Source organism: Sphingobium sp. D43FB, from assembly GCF_002312805.1.
Taxonomy (GTDB): domain Bacteria; phylum Pseudomonadota; class Alphaproteobacteria; order Sphingomonadales; family Sphingomonadaceae; genus Sphingobium.
This window is the reverse complement of sequence record NZ_NMUA01000275.1, coordinates 1-385: the sequence shown is the minus strand read 5'-3', so window position 1 is coordinate 385 and position 385 is coordinate 1. Positions and strand designations below refer to the sequence as shown.

The window sequence follows — 385 nt, the reverse complement described above, 5'->3', positions numbered from 1 at the left end:
ACTCCGGCGATTGCCATCAACTATGAACATAAATCCGCCGGGATCATGCAGCAGCTGGGACTACCGGAGATGGCAATTGATATCCGTCATTTACTGGACGGCAGCCTGCAAGCGATGGTTGCGGATACCTTAGGCCAGCTTCCGGCGCTGAACGCACGACTTAACGAAGCTGTCAGTCGTGAGCGTCATACAGGAATGCAGATGGTGCAATCTGTGCTTGAACGCATCGGGGAGGTGAAATGAAGGTCGGCTTCTTTTTACTGAAATTTCCGCTGTCGTCGGAAACCTTCGTCCTCAATCAAATTACCGCGTTTATTGATATGGGATTTGAGGTGGAGATTGTTGCGCTGCAAAAAGGCGACACCCAGAACACCCACGCGGCATG

1 protein-coding gene is annotated in these 385 nt (G+C 51.7%); it reads left to right on the top strand.

Annotated features, from left to right (window positions below; genetic code table 11):
* Window positions 1–243: hypothetical protein (locus tag SxD43FB_RS24385; RefSeq protein WP_217988868.1), on the top strand; the 243-nt coding region annotated here is incomplete at its 5' end.
* Between the last annotated feature and the right edge of the window lie 142 nt (window positions 244–385).